We start from the raw sequence: 18,436 nt of genomic DNA, 5'->3' as shown, positions 1-18,436 counted from the left end.
GCCTCGCGTGGTCGGCGGACGGCATGGCGGGCCCCTCCGGATACTGGTCCGTGGACGTCACCGACGAGCCCTCGCTGGCCGAGACCGCCGGCCGGCTGGACGTCGCAGTCGGCGGTGACCACGGGGTGCCAGCCGTGTCGTTCGAGGGCCTGCCGGAGGGCGGCGACCATCGCCGGGTCGAACTGGGCCCCGGCGCAGCGCTCCAGCTCGGCCAGGGCCACCGGGACCGGGCGGGCCCGGCTGTAGGAGCGGGTGGAGGTCATCGCGTCGAAGGCGTCGGCCACCGCGATCAGGCGGGCCGACTCGGGGATGCGGTCACCGGCCAGTCCATAGGGGTAGCCGGAGCCGTCCACCCGCTCGTGGTGGTGGAGGATGGCGGCGCGGGCCTCGCCGAGGAAGGCGATGCCGCGGACCATCTCGTGGCCGTACTCGGGGTGCAGCTCGATGATCCGGCGTTCCTCGGGGGTCAGCGGCCCGTCCTTGCGGAGCAACCGGGTCGGGACCCCGATCTTGCCCAGGTCGTGCAGGATCCCGGCGATCCGCACGGTCTCCAGCCGGTCCCGGGGCAGCCCGAGCTCCCGGCCGATCATCGTGGCGGCCTGGCCCACCCGCTCCCCGTGTCCGCGGGTGTAGCGGTCCTTGATGTCCACGGCCTGCACCAGGGCCCGGATGGTGGCCTGGTGGGCGGCGCGTTCGCGGTGGTACTGGGCGAAGACCCAGCAGGAGATGCAGACCGGCAGCAGGACCAGGGCCGCGGCGGCGGGCCCGTAGGGGCCGGTCCAGAGCACGGCCGTCATCAGCCCGGCCGCGGCGTGCACGAGGTGCGGGACGAGGACCCGGCCGGGTCCGCCGTGCCAGGCGGCCCGTGCGGGCAGCCCTTCGGCGGCGGCCAGGATCCCGCCCTCCAGGGCGGTGAGGACCAGGCAGAGGGTGACGGCGGCGGCCGCCGTCGGGAGCAGCAGGTACGGCAGGTCGGGCACGGCGCCGGGGCCGGGCCCACGGAGGGCTTCCGGGCCGTGGGCGAGGCCGAAGACCTGGGCCGCGGCCCAGGTGGCGAGGGCTTGTTCGGCGGCGTGCCAGATCCGGCGGACCCCCGCGGGCCGGCCGGCCGGGGGCGCGGCCAGGGCTCCGGGGACGGCGGCCAGGGCGGCGGCGGCCGGCGGGAGCAGTTGGACGGCGGCCAGCAGGACGGGGAAGAAGGCGCCGGTGCCCTCGGGAGGTCGGCCGTCGGCGGCGCGCGGGCAGCGGGCGGCCTGGAGGGCGAGGCCGAGGGCGGCCAGTGCCGCGAGGGTGGGCCAGGGCGGGTCCGGGGCGTCGGCGGTGATCGCGGGGGCGGTGCACCAGAGGGCGCCGAGCACGGCGCACAGGACGTACAGGCGCGCTCCCGCCGGAAGCACCCGCATGGCGCCCTCCTCCCCGTGTGGCCGGTCGGACCGGGTACCGGATCCACCGGTACCGCCTGGGGAGGATAGGGCGGGGCCCGGCGCCGCCGGGGCCGCAATGTCCCATTGCGCCGTCCGGGCGGCCCCGGATTAACGCCTTCGGGTGAAGGGGTGCATGGGCGACCGATACCGGATACGACGGAACGCCGCGGATCCGGTGTGGATCCGCGGCGTTCCGCGTGGCTCTTCGTCAGGTCCCGGCTGGAAGGGACCGGTCCGGGGTCAGCCGGTCGCCGGCCCGGCGGTGATGTCCTGTTCGGGAACCGTTTCGCCGGCCCGGATCAGTTCGATCCGGCCCATCACCTTGGAACGGAGGTCGCTGGGGACGTCATCGGACCCGCAGCACCGCTTGACGAGCTTCTTCACGGCCTGTTCGAGGCCGTACTTCTCCAGGCAGGGATTGCACTCGCCGAAGTGCGTCTCGAACTTCGTGCAGTCACTGTCCGGCATTTCCCGGTCGAGGAACTCGTACAGATGGTCGAGGACTTCGGAACAGTCCGTCTCGTGCGGATCCCCGCAGCTCATGAGCCCGAGCCCTTCCGGTCGTGCGACTCTCCCGCGCCGGCCGGGACCAGCCCGCGGTCACGGGCGTAGTCCTCCAGCATCCCGCGGAGTTGACGGCGGCCACGGTGCAGTCGGGACATGACCGTACCGATGGGTGTACCCATGATGTCCGCGATCTCCTTGTACGCAAACCCCTCGACGTCCGCGAGGTACACCGCGATGCGGAACTCCTCGGGAATCGCCTGGAGGGCTTCCTTCACGTCGGAGTCCGGAAGGTGGTCGAGGGCCTGGGACTCGGCGGAGCGCAGGCCGGTCGACATGTGCGACTCGGCGCGCGCGAGCTGCCAGTCCTCGATCTCCTCGGCGGCGCTGCGCTGGGGCTCGCGCTGCTTCTTGCGGTACGAGTTGATGAAGGTGTTGGTGAGGATGCGGTACAGCCACGCCTTGAGGTTGGTCCCCTCGCGGAACTGGTGGAAGGAGGCGTACGCCTTCGCGTAGGTCTCCTGCACCAGGTCCTCCGCGTCGGCCGGATTGCGCGTCATGCGCAACGCCGCGGAGTACATCTGGTCGAGGTAGCCGAGGGCGTCCCGCTCGAAACGCTGATTGCGTTCCTCGGTCGTCTCCTCCGCGCGGACGTCGTCGGTCCCGGTAACAGGACCCACCTCCTCCAAGACCGTGGCGGACCCGAAGGCGGACCCGCTCGATTCGGAGAATACGCGACCATCCCATGCGTCCGCCGCCCGAATGGGGCGGTTCTTGGGCGCCGCGAGGACCGTCCACTCCAGGTCAGCGGCCTGTGGACGGTCGGGGCAGATGGTGGAGCCCATGCGGCGCCTCTTCTCCTCTGACAGTGCTGTTCGTTCCGGCACCTGCCACAACCACGAGGGGCGCCGGCACATTCCCGGGATTCCCGCCACTTTCAGGACGGGTTCCGGTCCCGGAGGCGTTCCAGCCATCCCGTGACGGCGGAAACGATGAGTTCCAGCGCTTCTTCCTGACCCGTGTCCGATTTCTTGGGAACGGCGAATCCGTGGTCGGCATCCGGGACCTCGGAGATTTCGTGTCCGGCGGGCAGCGGTACGGGAAATTCCGCGGGCCGGCCGAAGGGGTCCCGGCCGCCCTGCACCACCAGGGTGGGCAGTCCGCTGCCGGTCAGCTCGGCGGCCCGGGAGCTCTCCGGCCGGCCCGGCGGGTGCAGCGGGAAGGCCAGGGCGAGCACGGCGGCGGCGCCCAGCTCCCGGCCGGTGCGGCAGGCCACCCGGGCCCCGGCGCTGCGGCCGCCGGCGATGACGGGGAGTCCGGGCCGGGCCAGGGCGGGCCAGACCCCGCGCCAGCCCGCGTCCAGGGTCTTCGGGGCGGCGGCCACCTTCTTCCCCGCCACCCGCCAGGGCTGTTCCACCAGGGCGACGGTGGTTCCGAGGGCGGGCAGGGCGGCCGCCAGGGCCTGGAGGTCGCGGGCCTCGATGCCGCCGCCGGCTCCGTGGCCGAGGGCGAGCACGGCCCGGGGGGCGGTGCGGCGGGAGGTGACCCAGGTGATCCGGGCCTCGCCGGTTTCGCAGGCCACCGTCTGGATGCGCGTCATTCCCTCATCCTGCCTGGTCAGGGCGGGGGTTCCGGGGAAGGGGGGCGGTCAGAAGAGCGTGCCGTGTTCGGGGGCCTCCAGCTCCCGGAGGAGTTCGGGGCCGTTGTTGCGGACGCTGCTGACGGCGGCGGAGACGGGGTGGGCGCGCAGCAGCCCGGCCGGCGGGGGCTCCAGCAGGGGCCTCAGTTCCTCGGTGCCGGTGCGGGCCGGGTCCAGCCAGGCGTCCCAGCGGTCGGGGGTGAGGACCAGCGGCATCCGGGGGTGGATGGCCGCGAGGGAGGAGGGGCCCTCGTCGGACGCCCCGTCGAAGGCGGCGGTCTCGGCCTCGGTGGTGATCACGGCGCAGGTGGCCCACCAGGCCGCGGGGTGGCCGGCCGGCAGGGCGGGGTCCCGCCAGAACTCGTAGATGCCGGCCATGGCGAGGACGGAGCCGTCGGCGGGCCGGACGAAGTAGGGCTGCTTGAGGGTGCGCTTGCGCTTGCCCTCGACCTCCAGGCGCCGTTCGTCGGAGCCGGTGACCCACTCGTAGTAGCCGTCGGCGGGTATGAGGCAGCGCTGCCGGGCGAAGGGGCCGCGGAAGGAGGGCTTCTCGTGCAGGGACTCGGCCCGGGCGTTGATCATCCGGGCGGCGCCGTCGGGGTTCGGGGCCCAGGAGGGCACCAGCCCCCACTTCAGCACCCTCAGCTGGCGAACCGGACGGCGGCCGGGCGCGTCCTTGAGAGGACGGTCGAGGACCACGTGGACCGGCTTGGTGGGGGCCACGTTCCAGTCCGGGGCCAGGGTCTCCTCGGGATCCCACCGCTCGATGCCGAAGGCCCCGGCCAGGTCCTCCGGGCCACGACCCGCCGCATACCGTCCGCACATGGCTGCCACACTGCCATGACCCCCGCCCCCGACCGCAAGGAGCCCGCCACCCCATGGACAGCACCTCCCTGGGCGGCCTGTGGGACCGGCTCTCCGGCACCCAGGAAGCCCCCGCGCTCTGGCTCGTGGCCGCGACCGCGGCCGTCGCGCTGGCCGTCGTCCTCCCCCGGCCCGTCTGGCTGGTGGCCCGCAACGCCGTCACCATCGCCCACGAGGGCGGCCACGGCCTGGCCGCCGTGCTCACCGGCCGCCGGCTGGACGGCATCCGGCTGCACTCCGACACCAGCGGGCTGACCGTGAGCCGGGGCCGCCCCACCGGTCCGGGCATGATCCTCACCGCCGCGGCCGGCTACACCGCCCCCTCCCTGCTGGGGCTGGGCGGGGCCTGGCTGCTGTCGGGGCACCGGGTGACCCTGCTGCTGTGGGCGGCCTGCGCGCTGCTGCTGCTCCTGTTGGTGATGGTCCGCAACGCCTACGGGGTGATGACGGTCCTGCTGACGGGCGGATCGTTCCTGTTAGTGTCCTGGCTGGCCCCGGAGCCGGTTCAGGCCGTTTTCGCCTACGGGGTCGTCTGGTTCCTGCTGCTGGGCGGGGTCCGGCCGGTGTTCGAGCTCCAGGGGAAGCGGCGGCACGGCGGCGCCCCCGATTCGGACGCCGACCAGCTGGGACGGCTGACCCACCTGCCGCCCCTGGTGTGGATCGTCTTCTTCCACGTCGTGACCCTCACCTGCCTCACCGGCGGGGGCCGCTGGCTGCTCGGACTGTGAGACCGCCCCGGTGATCAAGATCGGGGCCCGTGACGGGGCACTAAAGTAAGGGCCATGACCGAGACCCCCGCGCTCCACGACCTCTGGCCCGCCCCCCTCGCGGACGGGCCCGTCCGTGCCACCGTCACCGTGCCGGGATCGAAGTCGGTCACCAACCGCGCGCTGGTGCTGGCCGCCCTCGCCGCCGAGCCGGGCTGGGTGCGCCGCCCGCTGCGCTCCCGCGACTCCCAGCTCATGTCCGACGCGCTGCGCGCCCTCGGCGTGGGCATCGAGGAGACCGTCTCCTCCAGCTCCGGCGGTGCCGGCGAGACCGGCGAGGCGTGGCGGGTCATCCCCGCCGTGCTACGCGGCCCGGCCACCGTGGACGTGGGCAACGCCGGCACCGTGATGCGCTTCCTGCCCCCGGTCGCGGCCCTCGCCGACGGCCCGGTCCGCTTCGACGGCGACCCCCGTTCCTACGAGCGCCCCCTCGGCCAGGTGATCACCGCGCTGCGCGCACTGGGCGCCCGGATCGACGACGACGGCCGCGGGGCGCTCCCCCTGACCGTGCACGGCGGCGGCGCCCTGGACGGCGGGGTCGTGGAGATCGACGCCTCGAACTCCTCCCAGTTCGTCTCCGCCCTGCTGCTGTCCGCGCCGCGCTTCAACCAGGGCGTGGAGGTCCGGCACACCGGGGCGGTGCTGCCCTCGATGCCGCACATCCGGATGACCGTGGAGATGCTGCGGGCCGCGGGCGCCCAGGTGGACACCCCGGAGTCCGGCGGCGAGAAGAACGTCTGGCGGGTGGCCCCCGGCGCCCTCCGCGGGCGCGACCTGGTCGTCGAGCCCGACCTGTCCAACGCCCAGCCCTTCCTGGCCGCCGCGATGATCACCGGCGGCACCGTGACCATCCCCGACTGGCCGCGGCGCACCACCCAGCCCGGGGACGCCCTGCGCCGGATCTTCACGGACATGGGCGGCTCCTGCGAGCTGACCGACGCCGGCCTGGTCTTCACCGGCACCGGCAAGATCCACGGCGTGGACGTCGACCTCGGCGAGGTGGGCGAGCTGACCCCCGGCATCGCCGCGGTGGCCGCGCTGGCCGACTCCGAGTCCGTGCTCCGCGGGGTGGCGCACCTGCGCCTGCACGAGACGGACCGGCTGGCGGCCCTGACCCGGGAGATCAACGGTCTCGGCGGCGACGTCACCGAGACCGAGGACGGCCTGCGGATCCGCCCGCGCCCCCTGCACGGAGGCGTGTTCCACACCTACGACGACCACCGGATGGCCACCGCGGGCGCGGTGATCGGCCTGGCGGTCGAGGGGGTGAAGATCGAGAACGTCGGCACCACCGCCAAGACCCTGCCCGACTTCCCGGCCATGTGGACGGACATGCTCTCGGGAGCGGGAGCGTAGCGCCATGCGCAGGTACGGCAAGCACACCGACGAGGACGACATCCGGTCCCGCCCGAACCCCAAGGGCAACCGGCCCCGGACCAGCATCCGGCCCAAGCACGAGGACGCGGCCGAGGGGTTCGTGCTCACGGTGGACCGCGGCCGCCTGACCTGCCTGGTCGAGGACCGCAAGGTCACCGCCATGAAGGCCCGCGAGCTGGGCCGCAAGGCCGCGGTGGTGGGTGACCGGGTGTGGATCGTCGGGGACCTGTCCGGCAAGAAGGACACCCTGGCGCGGATCGTGCGGATCGAGGAGCGCCGTTCGGTGCTGCGCCGTACCGCGGACGACGACGACCCCTTCGAGCGGGTGGTCGTGGCCAACGCCGACCAGCTGGCGATCGTGACCGCCCTGGCCGATCCGGAGCCCCGGCCCCGGATGATCGACCGCTGTCTGGTGGCCGCGTACGACGCCGGTCTGGAGCCCCTGCTGGTGCTCACCAAGTCGGACCTGGCCGCCCCGGACAAGCTGCTGGAGACGTACTCCACCCTCGGGTTGGGGTACGTGGTGACCAACCGCGAGGAGCTGGAGAACGGCGACGCCGCGGACCGGGTGCGCGAGCGCCTGGGCGGCCGGATCACCGCTTTCGTGGGCCACTCCGGGGTGGGCAAGACCACCCTGGTGAACGCCCTGGTCGCGGCCGACCGGCGAAGGGCCACCGGGCACGTCAACGCCGTCACCGGTCGCGGCCGGCACACCACCACCTCGGCTCTGGCCCTGCCGCTGCCCGACGGGGACGGCTGGGTGATCGACACCCCGGGCGTGCGCTCCTTCGGGCTGCACCACATCGAGCCCTCGCGCGTGATCCTGGCCTTCCCGGACCTGGTGCCGGGTACGGAGGAGTGTCCGCGGGCCTGCAGCCACGACGAGCCGGACTGCGCGCTGGACCGCTGGGTGGCCGAGGGGCACGCGGAACCGGCCCGGCTGGACTCGCTGCGCCGCCTGCTCGCGACCCGGGAGCGCCGCGAGGGCGACTGAGCCGCGGGTTTGCCGGAGGCCGTGTCTGGTAAATGCATAATCGCACCATGTGGCGCGGAGCCGTGTCACACGACGCGGGGAGGCATGCGCATGGCGTGGCTGCTGGTCATCGTCGCGGGAATCCTGGAGACGGGCTTCGCGGTCTGTCTCAAGCTCTCCCACGGCTTCACCCGGCTGTGGCCCACGATCGCCTTCGCCGCGTTCGCCCTCGGCAGCTTCGGGCTGCTGACGCTGGCCCTGCGCAAGCTGGACGTGGGCCCGGCGTACGCGGTCTGGACGGGCATCGGCGCGGCCGGGACGGCCATCTACGGGATGGTTTTCCTGGGGGACCTGGTCTCCACCCTGAAGATCGTCTCGATTTCGCTGGTCATCATCGGGGTGATCGGCCTCCAGCTGTCCGGTTCGTCGCACTGACCCCCCGGTGCGGCGCTCCGAGGGCCAGCAGCTCGCGCAGCTCCGCCCCGGCGCCCTCCTCGCGCGGGGCCAGCACGTAGGACAGGGCCAGCCGTACCGCCAGCTCGCAGCGGTGGGCCACCGCCTCGTCGCCGCCGAGGGCCGCCGCGGCCCGGTCCCGTAACGCGGCGAGCAGCTCCCCCGGGCCCGGCAGCCGGTGCTCCCGGCGGGGCCGCGGCACCGCACCGGGCTCCGGGCGGGGCAGCGGCAGGTCCTCGTCCCGACCTCCGATGAGCAGGGCCCGCAGCAGCGGCCGGGCCCGGGCGGTCCGTACGGTCCAGTCCGCGAGGGCCAGCAGTCGCGCGGAGTCCTCCCCCGGCGGGCCCAGGGCCCGTTCGGCGCCGTCCAGGAACCAGGCCGCCTCCCGCCGGACCAGGGCCCGGGCCAGCCCGTCCTTGCCGCCGAACTCGTTGTAGAGGGTCTGCCGCGAGACCCCCGCGGCGGCGGCCACGTCCACCATCCGCACGGCGGGCCAGGGCCGACCCGCGAGGGCCGTCTGGGCCGCTTCGAGCAAGGACTCCCGCGCTGCCGGCATCATCGCCTCCCGCTGCCGCCCGGCCAGGGCCAGCGTTGACGGGCCGTCGGACGGTGTCAAGAGGGCCCCCGCCGGTGAGCGGCCGCCCGTGTGGTCCGGCCGGACGGGGGCCGATACTGTTCGGCCATGCCCGAGTATGACGATGATCTGCGCCTTGCCCTCGAACTGGCCGACGCCGCCGACGCGGTGACCACCGCGCGGTTCCGCGCCCTCGACCTGAAGGTCGAGACGAAGCCGGACATGACCCCGGTCAGCGAAGCCGACCGGGCCGCGGAGGAGGTCATCCGGGCGGGCATCGAGCGGGACCGGCCGCGGGACGCCATCCTCGGCGAGGAGTACGGGCTCAAGGGCGACGGGCCCCGCCGCTGGGTGGTCGACCCGATCGACGGGACCAAGAACTACGTGCGCGGGGTGCCGGTGTGGGCCACCCTCGTCTCGCTGATGGCGGAGGGCCCGGACGGGGAGTTCCGCCCGGTGGTGGGCGTGGTGTCGGCCCCGGCGCTGGGCCGCCGCTGGTGGGCCTCGGAGGGCGGCGGGGCCTTCTCCGGGGGCTCCCTGGCCGAGGCCGCCCCGATCGGGGTCTCGGGGGTGGCGGACCTGTCCGACGCCTCCTTCGCCTACTCCTCGCTGAGCGGCTGGGAGGAGCAGGGGCGGCTGCCGGGCTTCCTGGAGCTGACCCGGGCCTGCTGGCGGACCCGCGGCTACGGTGATTTCTGGCCCTACATGATGGTGGCCGAGGGCTCCCTGGACCTGTGCGCCGAGCCCGAGCTGAACCTGTGGGACATGGCGGCCATCGAGATCGTGGTCCGGGAGGCGGGCGGTCGCTTCACCTCGGTGGAGGGCGTGGACGGTGTCCACGGCGGGAACGCGGCCGCCTCGAACGGATTGCTGCACGACCGCATGCTCGGATACCTCCGCCGGGCCTGAGTCCCCTGCGGGACGCACGCGCCGCACGGCCGGTCGGGGCTCCGCTCCGGCCGGTCCGGGACCCGGCGCGCACGCGCCCCGCGCCCTCCCCGCGCTCCCTGCGGCCGGATCGGTGCGCAACGCGCCCCCTTGATGACCCTCCGTGGTCATGCCACTCTGAGAATCCCTCCGCTTGTGCGTTTGTGAACGAATTCACGGGCGTCGTCGTGGCGGAGCGGAATCCTCAGGAGGTGGCTCTCTTCATGCTCGTCCGTGACGCCATGAGCACTCTCATCCTCACCCTCGGACCCGCCCACACCTTGCGCCAGGCGGCCTGCCTGATGTCCGGCCGGCGGATCGGCGCGGCCGTCGTCCTGGACCCGGAGACCAGCGGGGTCGGCATCCTGACCGAACGCGACATCCTCAACTCGATCGGTGCGGGCCACGACCCCGACCGGGAGACCGTGGCCGCCCACACCACCAACAACGTGGTCTTCTGCACCCCGGAGGCCACCCTGCTGGAGGCCGCCGAGGCCATGGCCCACGGCGGCTTCCGGCACCTGGTGGTGCTGGCCGACGGGGGCCCGGTGGGCATCGTCTCGGTGCGGGACGTGATCCGCTGCTGGGCTCCGGCCCGGCGCTCGGCGCCCGTACCGGCCTGAGAACGGACGGCGGGCCGGAACCCCCGAGGGGATTCCGGCCCGCCGTCGCCCCAGCAGGCGTCGTCAGCCGCGCAGGGCCTGGACGGCAGCCTCCAGACGCTTGCCGAAGTCACCGTCCGCCTGACGGAAGTTGCCGATCGCGCGCTCGGCGATGTCCTCGCGGGAGACCTTGGCGATGAAGCCCGCCAGGTTCTCCACGAGGCGGCCCTTCTCGTCCTCGGACATCAGGCGGTAGAGGTTGCCCGCCTGCACGAAGTCGTCGTCCTCGGCGTGCGCCGGGGCCGCGTGGTCGCCGGTGACGCCGGTGACCGCGGAGCCCACCCAGAGGGGGCGGTCGATCTGGTGCGGGCCGCCGAAGGAGTTCGGCTCGTAGTTCTTCGCGCCCTTGTGGCGGCCGTCGTAGAGGAAGCCGTCACGCGAGTGGGTGCGCGCCTCGGTGGCGTGCGGGCGGTTCACCGGCAGGTGGTCGGCGTTGATGCCGACGCGGTAGCGGTGGGCGTCGCCGTAGGCGAAGAGGCGACCCTGGAGCATCTTGTCCGGGGAGGGGCCGATGCCGGGCACGAAGTGCGCCGGGCTGAAGATGGACTGCTCCACCTCGGCGAAGACGTTCTCCGGGTTCCGGTTCAGCTCCAGCTTGCCGATCTCGATCGGCGGGTAGTCCTCGTGCGGCCACACCTTGGTGAGGTCGAACGGGTTGAAGCGGTAGGCCGCCGCGTCCGCCGCGGGCATGATCTGGACCTGCACGGTCCAGGTCGGGAACTCGCCGCGCTCGATGGACTCGCGCAGGTCGCGCTGGTGGGAGTCCGGGTCCTCACCGGCCAGCCGGTTGGCCTCGGCCTGGGTGAGGTTCTTGATCCCCTGGTCGGTCTTGAAGTGGTACTTGACCCAGAAGACCTCGCCGGCCTCGTTGTTCCACTGGAAGGTGTGCGAGCCGTAGCCGTTCATGTGGCGGTACGAGGCGGGGATGCCGCGGTCGCCGAACAGCCAGGTCACCTGGTGGGTGGACTCGGGCGAGAGGCCCCAGAAGTCCCAGACGTTGTCCGCCTCCTGCGAGCCGGTGTACGGGTCGCGCTTCTGGGTGTGGATGAAGTCCGGGAACTTGATGGCGTCCTTGATGAAGAACACCGGGGTGTTGTTGCCGACGAGGTCGTAGTTGCCCTCTTCGGTGTAGAACTTCAGCGCCCAGCCGCGCGGGTCGCGCACCGCGTCGGCCGCACCGAGGTTGCCCGCCACCGTGGAGAAGCGGAGGAAGGTCTCGGTCTGCTTGCCGACCTCGGAGAGGAAGTTCGCGCGGGTCCAGCGGGTCACGTCGGCCGTGACGGTGAAGGTGCCGTAGGCACCGGCGCCGCGGGCGTGCACCACGCGCTCCGGGATGCGCTCGCGGTTGAAGTGGGCGAGCTTCTCCAGCAGGAGCTGGTCCTGGACCAGGACCGGGCCGCCGACACCGGCGGTCTCGCTGTTCTGGTTGTCGGCAACCGGAGCTCCGGCCTCCGTGGTGAGCGGTCCCTGGGTCACGTGCGCCTCCTGCGTCTTCCCTGCATGTCCTGTCGCTGGCCTCAGCCGTAACCGATCCTACAATGGACTTTGTCCAGGTCAAGTAAGAATCCAAATCACCACTCGGTCCGGATCTGCACCCGATCCCCACACTGCTAGGCTGGCGCCCATGAGTGACCTGCTGGAACGACTTCGCGGACGCGGATGGCGCATGACCGCACAACGACGCGTCGTGGCCGAGGTGCTCGACGGCGACCACGTGCACCTGACCGCCGACGAGGTGCACGCGCGCGCCGTCGCCCGGCTCCCCGAGATCTCCCGGGCGACCGTCTACAACACGCTGGGCGAGCTGGTCACGCTCGGCGAGGTGCTGGAGGTCTCCACGGACCGCCGCGCCAAGCGGTACGACCCCAACGCGCACCGGCCGCACCAGCACCTGGTCTGCGCCCGCTGCGGGGCCATCCGGGACGTCCACCCGGCCCGGAACCCGCTGGCCGACCTCCCCGACTCCGAGCGCTTCGGCTTCACGGTCTCCGGCGTCGAGGTCACCTACCGGGGCATCTGCCCGGGCTGCGCCGCCGCCTGAACCGGCCCGCACACGGCCCGCACACGAAAGAAGAAGACCGCCCCCGGCCGAGCCGGGGGCGGTCTTCTCGTGTCGGATGTCGTGTCGGACGGCCGCGGACGGGATCCGGGCGGATCGGTCGCGGGCACCGGGCCCCGGGCGAACAGGGCCCGGAAACGCAAGGAGGCCCGGATCCAGTTCCCTGGATCCGGGCCTCCTCCGCTAGTAGCGGGGACAGGATTTGAACCTGCGACCTCTGGGTTATGAGCCCAGCGAGCTACCGAGCTGCTCCACCCCGCGTCGGTGAACCCAACGTTACGTGACGCCCCCGGCCTGCGCAAATCGGTTCCGCTCCGGCCGGGCGCGGGGCCCGGCTCAGGCCGTCAACTCCTCCTCCAGCGCCTCGCGCAGCCGCGCCGCCCGGGCCGCCACCTCGGCGGGACCCAGCTCCACGGCGCGCGCGCACCACTTGCGGGCCTCGTTGAGGTCGCCGTGGCGGGCCGCCAGCAGGCCCAGCCGCAGGGCGGCCCGGCCGTGCCCGGCCACCGCGGCACGGGTCCACCACAGGGCCGCCTCGGGCTCGCTGCCCTCGCGGGCCAGCAGCAGGCCGAGGTTGAAGGCGCCGTTGCGACTGCCCGCCTCGGCGGCCTCGCGGTACCAGCGGGCGGCCGTACCCAGCTCCCCGCGGCCCGCGGCGAGCATGCCGACCCGGACCTGGGCACGGCGGTGCCCCTGCTCCGCGGCCCGCTCGTACCACTCCTCGCTCTCGGTCCGCACCGCCGCCGGGGCGCCCAGGGCGGGCTGCTCCGGGGGCGGGGCGAGGCTCTCCAGCAGGGCGGCCAGCCGGAAGGCGGCCTCCGCGCTGCCGCCGCCCGCGGCGCACCGCAGGTGGCGCTCGGCGGCCCGCTCCTCACCGTCGCGGACCAGCGCGATGCCCACCTGGAGGGCGGCGTCGGTGTGCCCGGCCGCGGCGGCCCGCTCGTACCACTTCAGGGCCGTGCGGTCCTCGTCCCGGCCGGCGAAGAGGATGCCCAGGTTGAAGGCGGCGTCCACGCTGCCGGCCTCGGCCGCCTTGGAGAACCAGGGCTCGGCCCCGGCCGCGTCCCCGACCTGGAGCAGCAGGATGGCCAGGGCGTTGGCGGCCTCGCGGTGCCCGGCGTAGGCGGCGCGGCGGTACCACTGCTCGGCCTGCGGCATCCGCTCCTGGGCGGCGCAGAGCAGCCCGAGGTTGTAGGCGCCGTTGTGGTCGCCCGCGTCCATGGCCGTGCGGTACCAGCGCTCGGCGGCCTGGACCTCGCCGCGGGCGGCGTGCAGGGCGCCGAGGGCGTTGGCGGCGTTGCCGTCCCCGTCCTCCGCGGCCCGTCGCCACCAGGACGCGGCCCCCTCCTCGTCCCCCTCGTCGCGCAGCAGGAAGCCCAGGGCGCAGGCGGCCCGGGCCTCGCCCTGCTTGGCCGAGCTGAGGTACCAACGGCCGGCCTCCTTCAGCTCCCCGCGCTTCTCCAGGAGGGTGCCCAGGTGCAGGGCGGCCCGGCGGTGCCCGCGGGCGGCGGCCTGTCGGTACCACTGTTCGGCCTCGACGGCCCGGTCGGTGCGGAGCAGTCGGGCCAGGCGGTAGGCGGCCTCGCGGTGCCCCTGTTCGGCGGCGGCGCGCAGCCAGCGCTCGGCTCCCGGGTCCCCGCGGTGCTGGAGGAGGTCGGCGAGGGCGTAGGCGCCGAGGACGTGGCCGGATTCCGCCGCCTGTCGGAGCCAGTACTCGGCGGCCGGCTCGTCCCCGCGCTCACGGTGGTGACGGCCGAGGGCGTGGGCGGCCGCGGTGGAGCCGGCGACGGCGGCGACCCGCCACCAGTCGGCGGCCTCGTCCGGGTACCCGCGCTGGTGCAGGAGGACGCCGAGGTTGTTCGCGGCGGCCCGGTCACCGGCGGTGGTGGCCCCGCGGAGGTAGGGTTCGGCAGCGTCGAGGTCTCCGCGGCGCAGCAGCGAGGCGCCCAGGATGCTCATCGACGCCGGATCCCCGGCTTCGGCCGCGACACGGTGCCGGGCCTCCAGCTCGGCGTCGGCCACCGCTTCGGTCAGCGCGGTGTCGACCGCCTCGGCCAGGAGTGCCTCGGTACCCGTGGTCTTGTTCTCGTCGGATTCCGCCCGCACAAACCGCCCTGTCTCCAGCAGAGTTGACCTGTCCCCCATAAATCCCATCGTCGCATCACCTGCAACCCGCGTACACCTGGTATGTCGCAGCCAGTGAGGTCACTACAGCGTTTTGTCGACATGCCCACAGAGAGACAAGTCAAACACGGTCCCGCCCCAAGTCACCCCCTGCGGGTGACAAGACCCCGAAACGGCATATGACGAGGGGTCTTACCTCCCCTCCTCCCCCGGACCGCGGCCTCCATGCGGCCCCCGTGCGACGGACTCGCGACACCCCCCGGCGGCGCACATGAAGAAGGCCCGGATCCCAAAGGATCCGGGCCTTCTTCATTGGTAGCGGGGACAGGATTTGAACCTGCGACCTCTGGGTTATGAGCCCAGCGAGCTACCGAGCTGCTCCACCCCGCGTCGGTGAAACCACCGTATCACGATCGCGGGCGGAGCCCCTCATCGTCATCCGCCGGCGGGCGCCGAGGGCTTCGCCGAGGGAGTCGGGGCGGTGCCGGGGGTGGTGCCCGGGGCGGGCTGCCTGGCGGGCAGCTTGGCCTCGGCCTCCTGGGCCCGCTTCAGGGCGGCCTCCAGGTCCTCCTGCGCCTTGCCGTAGGCGGTCCAGTCGCCCGCCTTCATGGCCTTGTCGGCCTCTTCCAGCGCCTTGGCGGCATCGGAGAGGGCCTGCTTGACGGTCGGGTTCCCCGGGGTGACCGGGGTCGTCGTGCCGTCGTCCGGCTTGTCCGGGGTGCTCGGGGCCTCCGCGCCGAAGACCACGTTGAGCGCCTTCTCCAGCGTGTCCTCGAAGGCCGTGTTGCCGCCGTAGGTCACCAGGACCTTGCGGAGCAACGGGTACTTCAGGCCACCGCCGCGCACGTACACCGGCTCCACGTAGAGCATGCCGCCCTCCAGCGGCACGGAGAGCAGGTTGCCGTACTCGACCTCGGAGTCGCCGCCGCGCAGCAGCCGGATGGACTCGGCGATCTTCTGCTCGGAGTTGAACTGGCTCTGCACCTGTTTGGGGCCGTCCACCGTCTTGCTGGTGGGCAGCTTCAGGATTCTGATCTTGCCGTAGTCCGAGGTGGCCGGGTCGGCGTTCACCGCCATGAAGGCGCTGAGGTTGTCGCGCCCGTTCGGGGTGAAGGTCGTGGTCAGCGAGAAGACCTGGTCCGGCTGCGGCTGCCCCGGCATCTTCATCGACAGGTAGTACGGCGGGACGGCGTTCTCCGCCTTGGTGGTCGGGTCGTTCGGGACGGCCCAGACCTCCGAACCGCTGAGGAAGGTCTGCGGGTCGGTGACGTGGTAGCGGGTCAGCAGCTCGCGCTGGACCTTGAAGAGGTCCTGCGGGTACCGCATGTGCTCCATGAGCGTCTTGGAGATCTCCGTCTTGGCCTTGACCGTGCCGGGGAACGCCTTCATCCAGGTCTTGAGGACCGGGTCCTGGGTGTCCCACTGGTACAGCTTGACCGTGCCGTCGTACGCGTCGACGGTGGCCTTGACCGAGTTGCGGATGTAGTTGACCTGGTTCTCCTGGGCCACCACGGCGCGCTGCTGGTTGGTCAGCGAGTCGGCGGTGCTGTCGCCCAGGGTGGTCCGCGAGGCGTACGGGTAGCCGTTGGTCGTGGTGTAGGCGTCCACGATCCACTGGATCCGGCCGTCGATCACGGCCGGGTAGGCCGCGCCGTCGATGGTCAGCCACGGGGCGACGGACTCGACCCGCTCCTTGGGCGTGCGGTTGTACAGGATCCGCGAGCCCTCGCCGATGGCCCCGGAGTACAGGATCTGGGGCTCGCTGAAGGCCAGCGCGTACGCGGCGCGGTTGATCGGGTTGTCGAGGTTGACCCCGCTGTCGCCCTTGTAGCTGGTCTCCTTCTCGCCCTTGTCGTCCGAGTAGTCCAGCTCCTTCTGCGGGCCGCCGACGATCGAGTACTGCTTCGTCATCTCGCCGTAGTAGATGCGCTGCTCGAAGTCGGTGCCGAGCTCGCCCTTGGAGGGCAGGTCGGACTGGATGAAGACCGGGCGGCCCTCGCGGTCGGCCTCGGTGCCCTTGGCCGCGACCACGCCGTAACCGTGCGTGTACTTGAAGTGGTCGTTGATCCAGTTGTTCTTCGGGATGCCCGCGAGGTTGAGCTCGCGGAGCCCGATCACCGTGTCCTGGCCCTTGTACCGGTCCACGGCCAGCGTGGACGGGAAGCCGTAGTAGCCCTTGATCTGCTGGAGCTGCTGGAAGGTCGGGGAGACGATGTTCGGGTCCAGCAGACGGATGCTCGCCGTGGTGTCGGCGGCCTTCCGCAGGGCGTTCTGGTCCGTGGTCGTGCTGGTGCCCGGGTACTCCTTCACCTCGGAGTCGACGATCCCGTAGGCGTCCCGCGTGGCCTGGATGTTCTTCTGGACGTACGGGGATTCCTTGGCCTGCTCGTTCGGCTGGACCTGGAACTTCTGCACGATGGCCGGGTACAGGCCGCCGATCAGGATCGCCGAGAGCACCATCAGGCCGAAGCCGATGACCGGCAGCTGCCAGGTGCGGCGCCACAGGGTGGCGAAGAAGAGCACGGCGCAGATCGCCGCGATGCAGAAGAGGATCGTCTTCGCGGGCAGGTAGGCGTTGGCGTCGACGTACCGCAGACCGGTCCAGTTGTCCGCCGCCTTGAAGTCACTGGACTTCACCGCCAGCCCGTACCGGTCCAGCCAGTACGCGACCGCCTTGAGCGCCACGAAGAACCCGAGCAGCATCGACAGGTGGCCGGTGGCCGCCGAGGTGGCGCGGGCGCCGGGGCTGGTGACCCGCAGGCCGCCGTACAGGTAGTGCACGACCGCCGCGGCGATCAGGGAGAGCACCACGGCCGCGAACCCGAAGCCGAGCAGGAAGCGGTACCAGGGCAGCTCGAAGGCGTAGAACGACACGTCCAGCCCGAACTGCGGGTCCTTCTTGCCGAACGGGACGCCGTTGACGTACATCAGCCAGGTGCGCCACTGGCCGGCCGCCGAGGCTCCGGCGATCAGGCCGACGAGGGCCGCGATCCCGACGAGCAGCCACTTCTTGAAGGGCGCGATGCTCATCCGGTACCGGTCGAGGCTCTGCTGCTCCAGCGACATCGCGCTGAGCGGCGGACGCATCCGGTGGGCCAGCCAGATGTTCAGCCCCACGATCACGGCCATGAGCAGGCCGAAGACCGAGAACAGTCCGATCTTCGTCCACAGGGTGGTGGTGAAGACGGAGGAGTACCGGACGGAGCGGTACCAGAGCCAGTCCGTCCAGAATCCGGCGAACATGATGAACGCCATGGCCAGCACGGCCAGGACGCCCAGGGTCATGAGCAGGGTCCGGGCACGCCGGGACGGGCGGCCGACTCTCATCCGTGGCCCGGAGGGGCCTCCGCCGCGGTCCGGCATCTGGAAAGCCAAGGTGCGCACCTCGAGTAGCAGTGTGGTCAGGAGTGGGCCCCCGATCGTAGGGCCCACTCCTGCAACTTACTGAGGCTTTAGTCAGTTCCCGGTATCGCACCGAAAGGAGGCAGGATGTTGTCCATGTCCAACCTTTCTCCCTCCGGCACGCCGATGGCGGCGAGCCCGCTCACCCGTGCCGTCCTCGAAATCGACGAGTACGCGGCCGGTCAGGGCTGGGACCAGCCGGCCCGGCTCTTCGCCCTCGTCGACACCGCGAAGCTGCGCGCGCAGCAGCCGAAGCTCGCGGCCCAGCTCGGCCTGACCGCCGACACCGACGGGGCCACCGCCCCCTCCTACACCCCCGTCCTCCAGGACGAGCTGCCCCCGGGCACCGAGCTGGACGGCTTCCTCGGCACGATCGCCTGGCCGGACGCCGTGATCGGCTGCGCCCTGTCCGTGGAGCGCCTGATGCTGCCGCCGTCCGCCGAGGCCGCGGTGCCCTCCGGCATGGACGAGAGCCGACTGGCCTCCTGGGTGGCCTCCCATCCGGAGCGCCAGGAGGTCCGGCTGACCGTGGGCGTGCTGCGGGACGGCGCGCGCGAGTCGGCGGTGCGGCTGCGCGGCAAGGACAGCGCGAGCGAGGTGCTGACCGGCGCGGACCTGGTGCCCGGCCTGGCCGAGGCGCTGTCGGCCACCTTCGAGGACTGAGCCGGCGCGGCCGCGCGGCCGCGC

Annotated in this window: 17 protein-coding genes and 2 tRNA genes; 8 read left to right on the top strand and 11 right to left on the bottom strand. The window is 72.5% G+C overall.

The window, feature by feature from the left end; translation table 11 throughout:
- From ABTZ17_RS30765 to ABTZ17_RS30745, 5 genes are all read right to left on the bottom strand, one after another.
- On the bottom strand, positions 1 to 1,403 hold a 1,403-nt coding region (locus ABTZ17_RS30765; RefSeq protein WP_352199050.1), incomplete at its 3' end, for an HD-GYP domain-containing protein.
- Positions 1,404 to 1,664: 261 nt separating this feature from the next.
- Positions 1,665 to 1,967: a mycothiol system anti-sigma-R factor gene (rsrA, locus tag ABTZ17_RS30760; RefSeq protein WP_352199049.1), complete on the bottom strand. Its 303-nt coding sequence runs from the start codon at positions 1,965 to 1,967 to the stop codon at positions 1,665 to 1,667.
- Positions 1,964 to 2,608 carry a sigma-70 family RNA polymerase sigma factor gene (locus ABTZ17_RS30755; protein WP_502994912.1) on the bottom strand — a complete coding sequence of 215 codons (645 nt, stop codon included), beginning with the start codon at positions 2,606 to 2,608 and terminating at the stop codon, positions 1,964 to 1,966. Before ABTZ17_RS30755 ends, rsrA begins: the two co-directional genes overlap by 4 nt.
- Before the next feature lie 257 nt (positions 2,609 to 2,865).
- Entirely contained in the window at positions 2,866 to 3,528 is a 663-nt protein-coding gene (locus ABTZ17_RS30750; protein ID WP_352199047.1) for an alpha/beta hydrolase family protein, read from the bottom strand.
- Positions 3,529 to 3,576: 48 nt separating this feature from the next.
- Positions 3,577 to 4,392, bottom strand: coding sequence for an SOS response-associated peptidase (locus ABTZ17_RS30745; RefSeq protein WP_352199046.1), 816 nt, complete (start codon positions 4,390 to 4,392; stop codon positions 3,577 to 3,579).
- A 53-nt stretch (positions 4,393 to 4,445) separates the two neighbouring features.
- Here ABTZ17_RS30745 and ABTZ17_RS30740 point away from each other — a divergent pair, with 53 nt between their 5' ends.
- From ABTZ17_RS30740 to ABTZ17_RS30725, 4 genes are all read left to right on the top strand, one after another.
- Positions 4,446 to 5,159 carry a M50 family metallopeptidase gene (locus ABTZ17_RS30740; RefSeq protein ID WP_352199045.1) on the top strand — a complete coding sequence of 238 codons (714 nt, stop codon included), beginning with the start codon at positions 4,446 to 4,448 and terminating at the stop codon, positions 5,157 to 5,159.
- A gap of 54 nt (positions 5,160 to 5,213) precedes the next feature.
- Positions 5,214 to 6,554 carry a 3-phosphoshikimate 1-carboxyvinyltransferase gene (aroA, locus tag ABTZ17_RS30735; RefSeq protein WP_352199044.1) on the top strand — a complete coding sequence of 447 codons (1,341 nt, stop codon included), beginning with the start codon at positions 5,214 to 5,216 and terminating at the stop codon, positions 6,552 to 6,554.
- Between the two features lie 4 nt (positions 6,555 to 6,558).
- Positions 6,559 to 7,569 carry a ribosome small subunit-dependent GTPase A gene (gene rsgA / locus ABTZ17_RS30730; protein ID WP_352199043.1) on the top strand — a complete coding sequence of 337 codons (1,011 nt, stop codon included), beginning with the start codon at positions 6,559 to 6,561 and terminating at the stop codon, positions 7,567 to 7,569.
- Between the two features lie 90 nt (positions 7,570 to 7,659).
- A complete protein-coding gene (locus tag ABTZ17_RS30725; protein WP_352199054.1) occupies positions 7,660 to 7,983 on the top strand; it encodes a DMT family transporter in 324 nt (107 codons plus the stop codon).
- Here the strand turns inward: ABTZ17_RS30725 and ABTZ17_RS30720 are convergent.
- Positions 7,940 to 8,557 (bottom strand): TetR/AcrR family transcriptional regulator, encoded by a 618-nt coding sequence (locus tag ABTZ17_RS30720; RefSeq protein WP_352199053.1) that lies wholly within the window; start codon positions 8,555 to 8,557, stop codon positions 7,940 to 7,942. The genes ABTZ17_RS30725 and ABTZ17_RS30720 overlap by 44 nt on opposite strands.
- Before the next feature lie 126 nt (positions 8,558 to 8,683).
- On the opposite strand from ABTZ17_RS30720, the gene hisN reads away from it, so the two are divergent.
- Entirely contained in the window at positions 8,684 to 9,484 is an 801-nt protein-coding gene (hisN, locus tag ABTZ17_RS30715; protein ID WP_352199042.1) for a histidinol-phosphatase, read from the top strand.
- Positions 9,485 to 9,726: 242 nt separating this feature from the next.
- Positions 9,727 to 10,125 carry a CBS domain-containing protein gene (locus ABTZ17_RS30710; RefSeq protein WP_352199052.1) on the top strand — a complete coding sequence of 133 codons (399 nt, stop codon included), beginning with the start codon at positions 9,727 to 9,729 and terminating at the stop codon, positions 10,123 to 10,125.
- 63 nt (positions 10,126 to 10,188) lie between these two features.
- Here the strand turns inward: ABTZ17_RS30710 and ABTZ17_RS30705 are convergent, their stop codons facing one another.
- On the bottom strand, positions 10,189 to 11,640 hold the full coding sequence (locus ABTZ17_RS30705) for a catalase (protein ID WP_352199041.1): 1,452 nt from the start codon (positions 11,638 to 11,640) through the stop codon (positions 10,189 to 10,191).
- 148 nt (positions 11,641 to 11,788) lie between these two features.
- Here ABTZ17_RS30705 and ABTZ17_RS30700 point away from each other — a divergent pair, with 148 nt between their 5' ends.
- A complete protein-coding gene (locus tag ABTZ17_RS30700) occupies positions 11,789 to 12,205 on the top strand; it encodes a Fur family transcriptional regulator (protein ID WP_352199040.1) in 417 nt (138 codons plus the stop codon).
- Between the two features lie 205 nt (positions 12,206 to 12,410).
- Here ABTZ17_RS30700 and ABTZ17_RS30695 read toward each other — a convergent pair.
- From ABTZ17_RS30695 to ABTZ17_RS30680, 4 genes are all read right to left on the bottom strand, one after another.
- Positions 12,411 to 12,484, bottom strand: a tRNA-Met gene (locus tag ABTZ17_RS30695).
- 75 nt (positions 12,485 to 12,559) lie between these two features.
- Positions 12,560 to 14,368 (bottom strand): tetratricopeptide repeat protein, encoded by a 1,809-nt coding sequence (locus tag ABTZ17_RS30690; RefSeq protein WP_502994911.1) that lies wholly within the window; start codon positions 14,366 to 14,368, stop codon positions 12,560 to 12,562.
- A gap of 292 nt (positions 14,369 to 14,660) precedes the next feature.
- Positions 14,661 to 14,737 (bottom strand) — tRNA-Met (locus ABTZ17_RS30685).
- Positions 14,738 to 14,782: 45 nt separating this feature from the next.
- A complete protein-coding gene (locus ABTZ17_RS30680; protein WP_352199051.1) occupies positions 14,783 to 17,710 on the bottom strand; it encodes a UPF0182 family membrane protein in 2,928 nt (975 codons plus the stop codon).
- Between the two features lie 135 nt (positions 17,711 to 17,845).
- On the opposite strand from ABTZ17_RS30680, the gene ABTZ17_RS30675 reads away from it, so the two are divergent.
- Positions 17,846 to 18,412: a PPA1309 family protein gene (locus ABTZ17_RS30675; protein WP_352199038.1), complete on the top strand. Its 567-nt coding sequence runs from the start codon at positions 17,846 to 17,848 to the stop codon at positions 18,410 to 18,412.
- The last annotated feature ends 24 nt before the right edge of the window (positions 18,413 to 18,436 follow it).

This window comes from Streptomyces sp. NPDC097619 (assembly GCF_040302735.1).
Taxonomy (GTDB): domain Bacteria; phylum Actinomycetota; class Actinomycetes; order Streptomycetales; family Streptomycetaceae; genus Streptomyces.
The sequence above is the reverse complement of the archived record's forward strand: the minus strand, read 5'-3'. Positions and strand labels throughout refer to the sequence as shown.